Source organism: Paenibacillus typhae (genome assembly GCF_900099765.1).
Lineage (GTDB): Bacteria > Bacillota > Bacilli > Paenibacillales > Paenibacillaceae > Paenibacillus_AQ > Paenibacillus_AQ typhae.
Genome location: NZ_FNDX01000002.1, coordinates 239,436 through 253,288, shown reverse-complemented (window position 1 = coordinate 253,288; position 13,853 = coordinate 239,436). Strand labels below are relative to the sequence as shown.

The 13,853-nt window shown below is 49.2% G+C and carries 13 protein-coding genes and 1 riboswitch; all 13 genes read left to right on the top strand.

Features of this window, described 5'->3' with window-relative positions; genetic code table 11:
• The first annotated feature begins 4 nt into the window (after window positions 1-4).
• The 13 genes from BLR64_RS02780 to BLR64_RS02725 all read left to right on the top strand — a co-directional run bounded on the left by BLR64_RS02780 (window position 5) and on the right by BLR64_RS02725 (window position 13,835).
• A complete protein-coding gene (locus BLR64_RS02780) occupies window positions 5-1,300 on the top strand; it encodes a VPS10 domain-containing protein (RefSeq protein ID WP_090711981.1) in 1,296 nt (431 codons plus the stop codon).
• 138 nt (window positions 1,301-1,438) lie between these two features.
• On the top strand, window positions 1,439-2,065 hold the full coding sequence (locus BLR64_RS02775; protein WP_090711979.1) for a pyridoxamine 5'-phosphate oxidase family protein: 627 nt from the start codon (window positions 1,439-1,441) through the stop codon (window positions 2,063-2,065).
• A gap of 162 nt (window positions 2,066-2,227) precedes the next feature.
• Window positions 2,228-2,404 (top strand): hypothetical protein, encoded by a 177-nt coding sequence (locus BLR64_RS30190; RefSeq protein WP_167360582.1) that lies wholly within the window; start codon window positions 2,228-2,230, stop codon window positions 2,402-2,404.
• A gap of 206 nt (window positions 2,405-2,610) precedes the next feature.
• Window positions 2,611-3,003, top strand: coding sequence for a DUF2500 domain-containing protein (locus tag BLR64_RS02770; protein WP_208607125.1), 393 nt, complete (start codon window positions 2,611-2,613; stop codon window positions 3,001-3,003).
• A 155-nt stretch (window positions 3,004-3,158) separates the two neighbouring features.
• The gene (locus BLR64_RS02765) at window positions 3,159-3,914 is read left to right on the top strand and encodes an SDR family NAD(P)-dependent oxidoreductase (protein ID WP_090711975.1); all 756 of its coding nucleotides are present in this window, start codon (window positions 3,159-3,161) and stop codon (window positions 3,912-3,914) included.
• Between the two features lie 189 nt (window positions 3,915-4,103).
• A complete protein-coding gene (locus BLR64_RS02760; RefSeq protein WP_090711973.1) occupies window positions 4,104-4,526 on the top strand; it encodes a cell wall hydrolase in 423 nt (140 codons plus the stop codon).
• Between the two features lie 94 nt (window positions 4,527-4,620).
• The gene (gene gerQ / locus BLR64_RS02755; RefSeq protein WP_090711971.1) at window positions 4,621-5,112 is read left to right on the top strand and encodes a spore coat protein GerQ; all 492 of its coding nucleotides are present in this window, start codon (window positions 4,621-4,623) and stop codon (window positions 5,110-5,112) included.
• Between the two features lie 684 nt (window positions 5,113-5,796).
• Window positions 5,797-7,113, top strand: coding sequence for a hemolysin family protein (locus BLR64_RS02750; protein WP_090711969.1), 1,317 nt, complete (start codon window positions 5,797-5,799; stop codon window positions 7,111-7,113).
• 167 nt (window positions 7,114-7,280) lie between these two features.
• A complete protein-coding gene (locus BLR64_RS02745) occupies window positions 7,281-9,197 on the top strand; it encodes an ATP-binding protein (protein WP_090711967.1) in 1,917 nt (638 codons plus the stop codon).
• Window positions 9,198-9,289: 92 nt separating this feature from the next.
• Entirely contained in the window at window positions 9,290-10,045 is a 756-nt protein-coding gene (locus BLR64_RS02740) for a DsbA family protein (RefSeq protein WP_244157593.1), read from the top strand.
• Window positions 10,045-10,476, top strand: coding sequence for a disulfide oxidoreductase (locus tag BLR64_RS02735; RefSeq protein ID WP_090711964.1), 432 nt, complete (start codon window positions 10,045-10,047; stop codon window positions 10,474-10,476). The genes BLR64_RS02740 and BLR64_RS02735 overlap by 1 nt, the downstream gene beginning before the upstream one ends.
• A gap of 227 nt (window positions 10,477-10,703) precedes the next feature.
• Window positions 10,704-10,863: riboswitch (cyclic di-AMP (ydaO/yuaA leader) on the top strand.
• A 135-nt stretch (window positions 10,864-10,998) separates the two neighbouring features.
• A complete protein-coding gene (locus BLR64_RS02730) occupies window positions 10,999-12,816 on the top strand; it encodes an APC family permease (protein WP_090711962.1) in 1,818 nt (605 codons plus the stop codon).
• 212 nt (window positions 12,817-13,028) lie between these two features.
• Window positions 13,029-13,835, top strand: coding sequence for an ABC transporter ATP-binding protein (locus BLR64_RS02725; protein ID WP_090711960.1), 807 nt, complete (start codon window positions 13,029-13,031; stop codon window positions 13,833-13,835).
• The last annotated feature ends 18 nt before the right edge of the window (window positions 13,836-13,853 follow it).

The following is a 13,853-nucleotide window of genomic DNA, read 5'->3' as shown; positions in this document are numbered from 1 at the left end:
GGCGTTGTCATCCAAAACTGCAGGCTATAAGACGCTGAGAATGGCCGCTGCTTTTCTCTTCATCCTGCTGATTCTCTCGGCCTGCTCCTCATCCCCGGCGCCAGTGCCTACCCTGCCGCCCCAGCCGACCGAAGCACCGGAGGAGGGGCAGACGATTACGCTGATTACACCCGGCGATGCCAAAAATGTTACCAATGAGAGTACACCGAAATATCAGATCCAGACCCGTCTGACGGATTTCCGGCTGCTGAATGAATCGGTAGGGCTTGCCTGGGGAGTGACCAAAAAGGAACTGCGGATCTACATGACCATGGACAATGGCGGAACCTGGGTAAATATCTCGCCCTCGACCAATGTCCAGTTTATGGCTAATCCGGTTTACGGTGAAGAAATCTTTTTCACCGATCCGGATAACGGCTGGATTATCCGCAGCGCCTTCGGCATGACGGAAACGGTTGTCCTGCGGACAACAGACGGCGGCCAAAGCTGGAAGGTATCTTCTTTTCCTGATTCCAATACGGTGTCGTCCATCTATTTCAGCTCACCTCAGTCTGGCTGGCTGATGACCTCCTGGGACGCCAATACCACGAAATCCAGCAAAGCACTTTATGCTACCAAGGATGGCGGGGCAACCTGGACCATGGTTATGCAGAATGAACAGTATAACCCTAACCTGCCGAATAATACGATCCCGATGGCCGGGATTGTGACCGGAATGATCTTTAAGAATGCGACCCACGGACTGGTTACCCTGCAGACCGGTGCGCTGCCCAAAATCTATATGACCAGCGACAGCGGGGCAACATGGCATCCGGGCCAGGAGATTCTGGTGAATAAAGAGTGGGAGGGCTGTGACAAGGTGATTACAGGAGAACCGGAGTTTTTCGGCGGTGACAATACAACCGGCTTCCTGCCGGCAGCCTGTCAGACAGACAAACAAAACAGCGTCTCCTATAACGGTTACTTTACTGCAAACGGGGGAGATAACTGGAGATTTGTTGATTTTGCGCTGAACAGCCAGACCGGCATTAACCGCTATCTTCCGCCCGTGTTTATTAATACTTCAACCGGGTGGATGCTGAACGGGAACCTGATTTACAAGACCCTGAACCAGGGCCAGACCTGGATCCGGCTGCCCGCCAGCAGTGTTCTGCAATCCAAGCTTTTGGAATATCCAGAGATTGTAAAGCTCCAGTTCATTTCCGCTGATGTGGGCTGGCTGCTGATCCAGAAGGAGGAGGATCGCAGGTCGATTCTCCTGCAGACTACAAACGGCGGAATCAGCTGGCGGGTAATGTAACGCTTGTATTAACATTTAGTGAGAGGAAGACTGCTCCGTGCAGTCTTCTTTTTTTGCCAGGAGTCTCATTTGGAAGCAAGGCTGTGATACAATGTTAGGCAGATTTATTCGCGAAATATTTACATACGGAGGAAGCTTATGACTGACTATCAGAGCATTGAAACGGAAGCAGAGCTGCGCGAATTACTGGGTTTTCCGGGAGAGCTGGTGCAGCATAAAGTAATCGGGATCATTGATGAGCATTGCCGGCGTTTTATCGCCCAGTCACCGATTCTCATGCTGGCGACTTCGGACGAGGAAGGATGTGCAGATGTTTCGCCCAGAGGGGATGCGCCCGGATTTGTATTGGTTCTGGATGAGCACCGTCTGGTTATTCCTGAACGACCGGGTAACCGCAGAATGGATTCGCTGATCAATCTTTTGTCCAACCCGCGGGCCGGCCTGATATTTATGATACCAGGGCTTGAGGAAACCTTGCGGGTTAACGGGCGGGCAACGATCATCCGGGACGAGCATCTGCTTCAAAGGATGGAGGCTCATGGCCGTAGACCGCTGGTCGGAATTATGATAGAAGTAGAAGAATGCTACACCCACTGTGCAAAAGCGTTCAAGCGGTCCCGCCTGTGGAATCCGGAGTCCTGGCCAGCCAAGGATAGTCTGCCTGACATTCCGGAAATGATAGCGGATCATGTAAAGCTGCCTGGTATCGGTGCGGAACAGGTAAAGACCTCATTAAACGAGAGCTATACTAAACGGTTATATTAGAAGAGGCTTTGTCTAAAAAATGAACAAAATCACGTATTTTAAATTTTCCTTAAAAATGTGAAAAAAATCACATGACAAACAATAATGCTTGTGATATATTTAACACATAGAAAACAAGTTCATTTTTTCACAAACTTTCATCCACGAATAGGAGAGATTATAATGAAAACTTTTGAAACGGATTATGTGACTAGAAACCTTCTGCAATTGTGCTATAACTGCGATGACGCTCACCTGTGTGAAACAGAAGAACAATGCAGAGCCTGCTGGGCTGAAAACGGCATGATGCCGGCTGAAGAGAATGAAACCAAACAATTCCTTGATCTCGTACATGCATAATAGAATAGATAGGCAATATGCTGTCAAAGACCACATACGTTCTCTTAACGGAGGACAGAGTGGTCTTTTTTGCTGCTTGGCCCGGGACAATTGTGTTTTTTGTGATGCTGTAATAACAGGATGAGGCATATACATGTACAGAAGCATCCGGCAGGAACGCCGGAAGCGGCAAGTATTTGGGGAATAAGGGGGAATAAGTCATGGGAATGGGCTCGGATCCTTCTTGGATGTTCGATCTTACCGGGACGGTAATACCGATCTTCCTTGTGGTTATGATTGGAATAGTCGCGGTAACTGCAGGCAGAGGCTTGTTTCAGTGGAGCCGGAACAACAGCTCTCCCCTGCTCACTATCCCCGCCCGTATTGTCAGCAAACGCAGTGAAGTCCGCCAGCAACAGCTGCAGGATGACAGCCAGTCCAGCCGGACCAGCACGACTTATTATCTGACCTATGAGCTGCAGGACGGGGAACGGATGGAATTCAAGGTAGACGGCAGCGAATTCGGCATGAGCGCAGAAGGGGACAGAGGTCTGTTAACGTATCAAGGAACCAGGTACCACGGCTTTCAGCGCCATCCAAATTACTCGACTGCGGAGTAGGCATGGATCGGAATAATGAGTATAGGCAGATGTTAAACCTGCAGCTTGTTTACTATATAACAGGATTTGCTGTACAATCCCCTTGTTTCCATTTCCGGAAGCAAGGGGATATTTATATTATGCACAAATTACGAATACAAGGAGGAGAAGCATTAATGATATATGCAGATAAAACCGTTATTGTCACCGGCGCCGGCCGCGGGATCGGCAGGGCTGTTGCGGCGGCTTACGCAGCTGAAGGAGCAAAGGTAGTACTGGCTGAGCTGGATGCTGATCTAGGCCAGGAGGCCGCGGAAAAGATCATTGCAGCAGGCGGGCACGCCGAATTTGTGCCCTGTGACGTCAGCAGGGAAGAGGAGATCGTAGCGCTGGTTGCCCATACGGCGAACGAGTACGGCACCGTTGATATCCTAATTAATAATGCAGGTATTTCCAATCCGCATTCTGCCGGATTTTATGAGCTGTCTGCCGACGTATGGGACAAGGTACTGAATACAAATGCCCGCAGCGTCTTTCTTGCGACCCGGGAAGCGGCCAAATTTATGAGGAAGAATCCTGACGGCGGGGCTGTCGTCAATCTGTCCTCTACACGCTCGCTGATGTCTGAGCCGAATACAGAAGCATATGCGGCTTCCAAGGGAGCCATCTCGGCACTGACACATGCGATGGCCGTTACTTTAGGGAAGGACGGGATTACAGTGAACTGCATCAGTCCGGGCTGGATTGAGACCGGGGATTACAATGAGCTGCGTGAGATTGACCATAAACAGCATCCGGCAGGCCGGGTTGGCAAGCCTGAGGACATTGCCCGGGCCTGTCTCTATTTGACAGCACCTGAGAATAACTTCATCACCGGGGCACAGCTGGTGATTGACGGCGGCATGACCCGCAAGATGATCTATGAGCCTTAATATGCTCTAGCGGTACGGCGGGAAGAAATTAGGCTCTGACTGTCACCTCTTAGGCGAATGCACATACAATACAGCGAGCAGTACAGAAAAGTGGAGACTTGCGAAGCGGGTTATGACTGCACGCCGGTATCAAAACGGTGCTGGGCGCAGAGCCTGACCTGAGCTCGGCAAGTGCAAGGAGGAGAAAGCATGGCCGTCATCAAAACGAATTCGGAAGATGTGAGGGTGCTGGCACGGCTGATGAGGGCGGAAGCTGAGGAGGATGGGGATTCCGGCATGCTCATGGTCGGTAATGTAGGTGTGAACCGGATTCTCGGGAATTGTCTGGACTTCAAGAACATCCGGAATGTGAATGATATGGTGTATCAGAGTCCGGGCGGCTTCGAAGCCCCGCAGAAGAGTTACTTTTACCAGCGGGCCAGGGAGTCAGACATCAGGCTGGCTAAACGGGTTATAGCGGGTGAAAGAACCTGGCCGGCCTCTAATGCATTATGGTTCTTCCGTCCTGTCGGCGCCTGTCCGGCGCAGTGGTATAACCAGCAGAATACCGGACGCTACAAGGCCCATTGCTTCTTTACCCCGACCGCTGAGGATTGCCCGGCTGTATATTAGGCATCGCGGGCTGCAGGAGACAGCTTGGCTGAACGAATACGGATTGCCGGTACTGTCTCCTTGAGCCAACATTTACTTAGGAGGTTTTTTACAAATGATTAGTCAACCTTACCGTCCCGTTACTTATATGATCGGCAGCAATCCTTCCGGCAGTACGATGCCGATGGGGACAATGCCGATGGGCACAATGCCGATGGGCACAATGCCCCCTTCAACTACAATGAACCCGGTAACCACCATGCCGCCTCAGGTTACTAGCGGAAGCCCGATGACTCCAAGCGGAGCAGTAGTGCCTACGACCGCGCCAGTCTTTGAGCAATCCTATATCGAGAATATTTTCCGGCTGAACCTTGGCAAGGTCGGAACGTTCTACTACACATACGAAAACAATAAAGAATGGAATGCCAAGGTTTATAAAGGCGTACTGGAAGCCGCCGGACGAGATCATATCATCATCAGTGATCCGGTTACCGGACAGCGTACCGTGCTGCTTATGATCTACTTCGACTACGCCACCTTTGATGAGCCGCTCGCTTACCAGTATCCTGGTGTTATCGGCAATCCGCCTACGCGTAACTGCCGCTAATTTATGAATCTTATTATCCATACGGAAGGCAGATCCCCGGCTGCGGGGACTGTCTTTCTTTATGTTATCTAGCACAATTAGGTGGCGTTTAAAAATATATTATGATGCAGGTTTTACTTCTTCTTTTTTTTGAAGAAACCAAACACAAACAAGAGAATTAAGACAACGATTATAAATTTCAAAGCCATCACCTCTTTTTTTTTTTTAGATTATAGCATGATCTGCACGATAGAAATAGGGAATGAACTCTGCGGAAATCTTGCTGAATCGTTGATTATGGGGGTCCAGTGCAAATGTGGAGAATTTGAAGTTAGGATGGTGTTTGCTTAGCACAATACCCAAAGTAAAACCCACTAGATAGACCTAGTGGGTTTTACTACTTGATTTTCTTTAAAAATCACGTAAAAATCACACTTAAATTAACTTGGTTTATACTTTTAACCCTTATGTGTCCAAGACCGGCAAAAATAGATCATATTTTTACACCAGTTAAGACCTGTTTTTATTTAGTCGTTAATAATATAATACAGTATATCTTTAACATTCGTGATTGTAGTCGGGAGATGAAGACATTGGGAAATTGATGATGAAAGGAACAGTTGAAATGACACTGGCTGATACTCTGAATAAACGAAGGAGGTGGGCCTATCCGCCGAACAAGGACTCGGTGGGTAGGATGATAATTTGAGTGACCCTTTACCCGGTATTTTACATGTAGGTCTCATTATTTTGCTTGTGCTGTTTAACGGCTTTTTTGTTTCGGTTGAGTATGCAATGGTCAAGGTACGCAGCGGCCGCATTGAATCTCTGATTGAAGAAGGCAGCAAAAGAGCGCTCGCAGCTAAAAACATCGTGCACAATCTTGACGCTTACCTGTCTGCCTGTCAGCTTGGCATTACACTTGCCTCGCTTGCCTTGGGCTGGCTCGGAGAACCGGCTGTTGCTACGATTGTTGGGCCGCTTGTAACAGGCTTAGGCTTTGGCGATGCAGCCGTTTATGTCATTTCGCTTATTATTGCTTTTATGTTTATTACGGTTCTGCATATTGTCCTCGGTGAGCTGGCTCCGAAGACCATCGCGGTGAACAAGGCAGAGGCGGTACTTCTGCTAACGTCCGGGGCCATGAATGTCTTCTACCGGATCATGTATCCGTTTATCTGGATCGTGAACGGATTGGCCCGGGGACTGCTGCGTATCTTCCGCCTGTCACCGGCTTCGGAGCTGGCTACGGCGCACACCGAGGAAGAGATCCGCATCATCATGCAGGAGAGCAATAAGAGCGGGCTCATCGATAATACCGAAATGACCCTGGTAGACAATATTTTTGAATTTGCCGATACCATGGCACGGGAAATTATGATTCCCCGGACCGAAATGATCTGCCTGAACAGCCATCTTCCGGTTGAGGAGAACCTGGAAATAGCCTTTGACGGCATGAGAACACGTTATCCGGTCTGTGACGGCGATAAGGATCATATCCTTGGATTCATTCATATCAAGGATCTGATCCGGGAGAATACGCCTCAGTATTCCGACTTGATCCGTCCTATCCTGACGGTTCCGGAGTCCATCCAGATTAGCGCTCTTCTGAAGGTGATGCAGCGGGCAAAGACGCAGATTGCAATTCTGATTGATGAGTATGGCGGAACGTCCGGCATGGTAACCCTCGAAGATATCATGGAAGAGATCGTCGGGGAAATACAGGATGAATTTGACGAAGAGCGTCCCGGCATCGAGAAGCTGGGGGAGGATGAATACTCCATCGACGGCCTCATGCTGATTGAAGAAATCAATGATTTGCTGGGACTTCACATGGAGACCGATGATTATGATACGGTTGGAGGTTGGATGTATTCCAAGCTGGAGATCAATCCTCCGCAAAAAGGCCAAAGCATCGAATTCGGCAGCCATCTGTTTGTCGTGGAAGAAACGGAGAACAAACGCATTTCCCGGATCAAGCTGCTGAAGCTGCAGGTTCTGTCCGAGGAAGCTGGAGCTTAATTATAGTCTCAGGAGGCATGGTGCATAATTGCACTGTGTCTTTTTTTGTCTGAAAACTCCATACAGATGTTAGAATAACCCATTATTTAGCCGATTCGTGCTGTTTCTTGGAGGGTATAAGTAGTGTAAATACATTAGTTATACCAGTAAAGAAAGGAGAGGGGCGCATGCTGCAACACCCGGATCATTACCGTGACCTGCTGGTGCTCTTTTCTGTTGTTATAGCGCTGCTTTCCTGCTTTTCCGCTCTGGATCTGGCAGAACGTCTGATCAGGGAGAGAAGGGGCCATAAATTCATCTTTATGCTGTCTTGTTTTTTAGGCACAGGCATGTGGAGTATGCACTTTATCGGGATGAGGGCAATGCGGACGGAAATGACAATCGCTTATGGATTGCCGCTCCTGTTGTTGTCCCTGCTTGTACCGATTGCAGCTTCCTATGCGTTGTTTCTGCTGTTCAGCAGCCCTTTTACACGCAGCCGGTTTTTTTTGGCGTTCGGCGGGGTTCTGTTCAGCAGCGGCCTTGTGATCATGCACTATTGCGGCATTCTGTCGATGAATTATTACGGAGCCTATGAGCAGAGCCTGCTCTCCATCCTCACCTCCTTTGCCTTCGCGCTCGTTGTTCCGATGATTGCCTATTTCTACAATCCAGGCTGGATTGCAGGTCCTTATAATATGTTCACTCTCAAAAAAGTACTACTTGTACTTGTGCTTACCGCGTGCCTGAGCGGGTCACACTATGCCGCCATGGCCGGTGTATCGTTCTCGAATTCAAGCACTTTTAATTATACAGGAACGGTTCCGCTGCTGCCTGATTCACTGCTGGGTGTATTACTAGGAGGCTCGTTTTTACTGATTGTTACGCTGGTTCTGATTCTTCTGTACAGAGACCGGCAGCGTGTTCTGTTCTCAGCAAGCTTTAATGAGCAGCGCTACACAGCTTTGTTCGAATCCAGTCCCGACATGGTGCTGTGCATTGATCCGGTCCGCAAAAAGGTAATAAGCTCCAACCCTTCACTTCAGCATATGACCGGCTACCAAAAGGAAGAGCTGAGCGATTATAATAGCATTCTCTGCACTCCAAAGGATAAGGCCACACTGAAGGAAGCGGTGAAAAGAGCGGTCGACGGGTATTCCTCCAAGCTTGAGCTTGAAATCCTTCTAAAGGACGGCGGCACAATGATCTGCAGCACAACCGTTTTCCCGCTTGTTCATGACACCCAGAAGCTGGTTTATCTGGTTGCTGAGGACATTACCGCCTTTATTCAATTCCAGCAGCAGCTGATTGTCGCCAAGGAAGCGGCAGAAAGCGCTGACCGGATGAAAAGCGAGTTTCTGACGACCATGAGCCATGAGATTCGCACGCCGCTGAACGGTATTATCGGTATTAATCAGCTTCTAGCCGAGGATATAGACAATCAGGAGCTGCAGGAGCTGCTGCGGCTGCAATACAACAGCAGTCAGGCGCTGCTCAGTGTAATTAATGATGTGCTCGACTTTTCACGGCTTGACTCGGACGGGCTGAAGCTGCAAAACGAAATTTTTCCGCTGCAGACGCTGCTCGGGGAATGCTCCAATCTGTTCGAGGCTGCTGCCAAGGAGAAGGGGCTGGAGCTGAAGCTCGGGGTTGAAGCAAATGTTCCTGAAATGGTAAGCGGCGACAGTGTGAGAATACGCCAGATTCTGGTTAATCTGATCGGAAATGCAGTTAAATTCACTCCAGGTGGTGAGGTGTCGGTAGAAGTGGGATACAGCGGTACTCAAGCCGGTGAGGGTGAATATACGTTTAAAATTAAAGATACCGGTATCGGCATTTCGCCCGATAAGCTGCCGCTTTTATTTCAGCCTTTTACACAGCTTGATGCGTCAAATAACCGGCTTTATCCCGGTACAGGCCTCGGGCTTGCAATCTGCAGGAAACTGGTCGAACTGATGAATGGCCGGATTATGATCGAATCTGAACCCGGTAGAGGGACAGAGGTCATTTTCTGCCTTACACTCCAGTCCGGCGACAAAAATTACAGCGGGGGAAGGGAGGGCAGCGAAGCGGCAATTAAGCCGCTAAAAACAGAGGCGGTGTAAGCTCAGGTTTGCCAAAGTGAGAAGTTTAATTATATAATTTTGAATTATATGATTTAAATTTATTGTCCCGCAGGACAGAAAGGAACTCTCACTTGGGCAAAAACAAACGTAAAAGCGCTGCTCTTCCCCAGAAGAGTAAAAATGAGAAGCTTGTAGCGCAAATGGAACAGCAGAAGAAGAAAACATTGATAGTGATTGTTGCTACAATTGCTGTGGTTGTCATTATTTTTGTGGGACTTTTTATGCTGGCAGCAAGAGATAGTTCAACAGCAGGCACATCAGCCGCACCGGTTGAATTCAACTACAGTGAACTGTCAAGACTCGGCAGTGAAGACGCCCCTATCAAAATCGTCGAATTCGGCGACTACAAGTGTCCCGCTTGCGCACAGTTCGCAGGTGTCATTAAGCCGCAGATTGTACAGGAATATGTTAATCAGGATAAGGCCGCTTTATATTTTGCAAATCTGGCCTTTATCGGGGATGACTCCAAAACTGCTGCTCTTGCAGCCTTGTCTGTCTACCATCAGAACAGCGATGCATTCTGGACATACTATGATGCTATTTATGCTAACCAGGGTGACGAGAACAAGGAATGGGCGACAGAGGACTTCCTGGTTGAGCTGGCGCAGAAAGAGGAGCTGCCAATTGATTATGATCTGCTCCGCAAAGATATTGAAGACAAGACCTATAACAGCCAGCTGGAAAGTGAGATTCAGCTAGCCTCGGCTTCCGGCGTTTCTTCGACTCCAACCCTCTTTGTGAACGGGGTAATGGTTGATGAGCCATTTAACATGGAGGCTATTGATGCCCAGATTCAGGCCGCTTCCGAAGCGGTGGTTGCCGAGTGATGAAGTTCACCGCCTTCTGCCGGCGCCATTGTCTGTATCTGGCCTGGTTTGTGTCGATCGTTGCTGTTGCAGGCAGCCTCTATCTGAGCGAAGTGCTGAAATACGAGCCCTGCAAGCTGTGCTGGTTCCAGCGTATCTTCATGTATCCGCAGCTGTTTCTGCTGGGAATTGCCACGTACCGGGGGGATAAAAGGATTATTCCATACGTCCTGCCGTTAAGCATTATCGGCGGAAGCATCTCCATTTACCACTATGCTGAGCAGAAGATTCCTGCGCTGAGCAAGGTGCTTCCATGTACAGTAGGCGTTCCCTGCAATCAGGATTATATTAATCTTTTAGGCTTCATTACTATTCCGTTGATGGCCCTTACGGCTTTTACCCTGATTACAGTTTTATTGTGGACAGGACGCAAAGATACAGACGGGGAATAGGCAGCAGGCAGGCGAAATTCCAAGCATGAATAATTCCTGATTTTTTTGTCACAATTAACATCCAAAACACGCTAAAACCACGGTACAAAGGGATAATGCAAGAGAATGAAAGATCAACTTATCCCTTATCATGGAATTGCGTGTTTTGGATGTTTTTTCATTCCTTTTCATTTGTTTCACTGCTTTACTGGGAATGCTTTGTAGACTATCATTAAGCCTTGTGAGAAGTTGAATACGCGCTGAATTTTCCGCAGGGAAATCGGGGGAACCAAACTCGGCTGCAAGGCCGACGGGGTGAATCGGGAACAGGCCATAAAGGCTGTAACCGTAGGGCTTTCCACAGTCCGAATCCGCCAGCTAACCTCGTAAGCAAAGGTGGGATAATGACCATGCTCATGGCATGCGGATCATTTCCGTATGCTTATTTTTGTGCCTGCATTTATGAAAACCCACCTATGAAAACGATGAAAACAGCGCACGGTATAACCGGTTCAACTAACAAAGAGAGGAACTGTTACAACAATGGTAAGCAAGGTAAAACGACTATTGATCGGACGTCCGATGAAGTCGAACGAACTCGATCATGAAAAGTTATCCAAGGTGAAAGCACTGGCTGTCCTGTCTTCTGATGCGCTATCGTCTGTAGCCTACGGAACGGAACAAATTCTCCTGGTACTTGTGGCTGCAGGCTTCACTGCCATCTGGTACTCCCTGCCAATCGCGCTTGCCGTATTGGGCCTGCTGGCCATACTCATTTTGTCCTACCGGCAGACGATCTTTGCCTATCCGCAAGGCGGCGGGGCCTATATCGTGGCCAAAAGCAATCTGGGTGTTCCTACCGGCCTGTTAGCCGGCGGCTCTTTATTGGTTGACTACATTCTTACCGTTGCAGTTAGCGCCTCGGCCGGGACGGACGCGATTACATCGGCTTTTCCAAGTCTGCATGACCACACTGTGCTTATTGCAGTTTCCGTTATTATATTGCTTACAATTGTCAATCTGCGCGGGGTTACGGAGTCTGCTTCTTTTATCGCAATTCCGGTATATTTGTTCGTCGTCTCGATCTTTTTCCTGATTGTTGCCGGGGTGTTCAAATACTTGACGGGCGGCGCCCATGCCAATGTGCCTGAGATCGGCTCGGCAGTATCCAATGTCAGCCTGTTCCTGCTGCTGAAGGCGTTCAGCTCCGGCTGTTCGGCCTTAACCGGGGTAGAGGCGGTATCCAATGCCATTCCGAACTTCAAGGCTCCTGCGGAAAAAAATGCCGCCAAAACCCTGATGATGATGGGATTGATCCTTGGCATAATGTTTACAGGCATTACCCTGCTGGCTTACTGGTACGGTGTTACCCCGGATGAAAAAGCTACAGTGGTTTCCCAAATTGCCGAGTCGACCTTTGGCCGCGGCGGTTTGTACTTCTTCATTCAAGGGATTACGGCTGTCATCCTGTTCCTGGCGGCAAATACCGCCTACTCAGCGTTCCCGCTGCTCGCTTTTATGTTCGCCAAAGATAAATATTTGCCCCATGCCTTCATGGTCCGCGGAGACCGGCTGGGCTTTTCTAACGGTATTATTTTCCTCGGAGTCCTGTCGGCGCTACTGGTAGCTGCATTTCACGGGAATACGGAAGGACTGATCCCGCTGTATGCTGTCGGTGTGTTTATCCCGTTCACCTTATCCCAGCTTGGTATGATGGTGCACTGGTACAAAACGAAGCCAAAAGGCTGGCAGGGCAAGTTTGCAGTGAATACGGTTGGGATGCTGACCACGCTCACCATTACGCTGATCTTTATTATTACGAAGTTCTCCAGCGTGTGGATGGCCTTCATCTTCCTGCCGGTTGTAATGCTGGTATTCCACCGGATTCACCGCCATTATCTTAATACTGCAGACCAGCTGCGGATCTGCCCGTCAACCGACAAGCCTTGTATTAAAGGCAGTACGGTGGTAGTCCCTGTAGCCGGTGTAACACGTGCTGTATTGCATTCCATCAGCTATGCCAAATCGCTTACGAACAATGTCGTAGCTGTATATGTAGGCTTTGATGAAGAAGAGATTCACAAAATGGAACAGAAGTGGGAGGAATGGAATCCAGGCGTCCGCCTGATCGTCCTCCGTTCCCGGTACCGGAGCATCATCCGCCCGCTGGTTAAGTTTATTGATACAGTGGAGTGGAAGACCGCTTCAACCGACCATATCACGGTACTGATTCCGCAATTTATTACGAAGCACTGGTGGCAGGCCATCCTGCATAATCAGACCAGCCTGTTCATCCGTTCTTATCTGATGAACCAAAAGGATATCGTAGTAGCAACAGTACCATATCATTTGCACAAATAGTTCAGGTAACTTGAAGAAGCGGCTGCTTCCGTTAATAACGGTGGCAGCCTTTTTATGTGAATGCTTGTACAACTTTCATATATTTGCGATAATAATAATTGAGAACTAATATCAGTTGAGTGATAAACAATATCAGTGACCTAAATCCCGGACCCATGTGCTTAACGCCGCTGAAGTCATACATACATTAAAAATATTAAGGAGTGGAGATTATGTCAGAACGTTTAAATACGGAACAGCTATGTATCGGGTATGCGGAAGCAACGATCGTCAAAGGTCTGAACCTGTCACTGCCGACAGGAAAAATTACTGCGCTCGTTGGAGCTAACGGCTCCGGCAAGTCTACAATTCTCAAAACAATGGCACGGATTATGAAGCCGAAGAGCGGAAGTGTGATGCTGGACGGCAAATCAATCCATACCCTGTCCACCAAAGAAGTGGCCCGCCAGCTGGCGATCCTGCCGCAGAATCCGACGGCTCCGGACGGACTGACAGTGTCTGAGCTGGTTGGTTACGGCCGGTATCCCCATCAGAAGGGCTTCGGCACCATGACGCCTGAAGACCGCGAGATTATCGCTAATGCAATCACGGTGACCGGCATGGAGGAATTTCATGACCGTCCGATTGACCGCCTGTCAGGAGGTCAGCGGCAGCGCGCCTGGATCGCTATGGCTCTGGCCCAGCAGACTGATATCCTGTTCCTTGACGAGCCGACCACGTTCCTCGATATGGCCCACCAGCTTGAAGTGCTGCAGCTGCTGCAGAAGCTGAACCAGGAAGAAGGCCGCACGATCATTATGGTGGTGCACGATCTGAATCATGCTTCCCGTTACGCACAGCATATGGTGGCTATCAAAGCCGGTACAGTGGTCAGCGAAGGGACTCCGTCCGAGGTTATGACGCCAGATGTACTGCGCAAGGTCTTCGGCATTGAATGCGACATCGTTGCCGATCCGCGTACGGGTGTCCCGCTGTGCCTGCCGTATGAGCTGGCAGCTTATAAGGCCGCCGGATTGTAATCAACCAGGGGTACGCAT

Bases quoted from the DNA above. Each gene is read 5' to 3' on its own strand.
- BLR64_RS02775 (WP_090711979.1), top strand. From the start codon at position 1,439: ATGACTGACTATCAGAGCATTGAAACGGAAGCAGAGCTGCGCGAATTA.
- BLR64_RS30190 (WP_167360582.1), top strand. From the start codon at position 2,228: ATGAAAACTTTTGAAACGGATTATGTGACTAGAAACCTTCTGCAATTG.
- BLR64_RS02770 (WP_208607125.1), top strand. From the start codon at position 2,611: ATGGGCTCGGATCCTTCTTGGATGTTCGATCTTACCGGGACGGTAATA.
- BLR64_RS02765 (WP_090711975.1), top strand. From the start codon at position 3,159: ATGATATATGCAGATAAAACCGTTATTGTCACCGGCGCCGGCCGCGGG.
- BLR64_RS02760 (WP_090711973.1), top strand. From the start codon at position 4,104: ATGGCCGTCATCAAAACGAATTCGGAAGATGTGAGGGTGCTGGCACGG.
- gerQ (WP_090711971.1), top strand. From the start codon at position 4,621: ATGATTAGTCAACCTTACCGTCCCGTTACTTATATGATCGGCAGCAAT.
- BLR64_RS02745 (WP_090711967.1), top strand. From the start codon at position 7,281: ATGCTGCAACACCCGGATCATTACCGTGACCTGCTGGTGCTCTTTTCT.
- BLR64_RS02735 (WP_090711964.1), top strand. From the start codon at position 10,045: ATGAAGTTCACCGCCTTCTGCCGGCGCCATTGTCTGTATCTGGCCTGG.
- BLR64_RS02730 (WP_090711962.1), top strand. From the start codon at position 10,999: ATGGTAAGCAAGGTAAAACGACTATTGATCGGACGTCCGATGAAGTCG.
- BLR64_RS02725 (WP_090711960.1), top strand. From the start codon at position 13,029: ATGTCAGAACGTTTAAATACGGAACAGCTATGTATCGGGTATGCGGAA.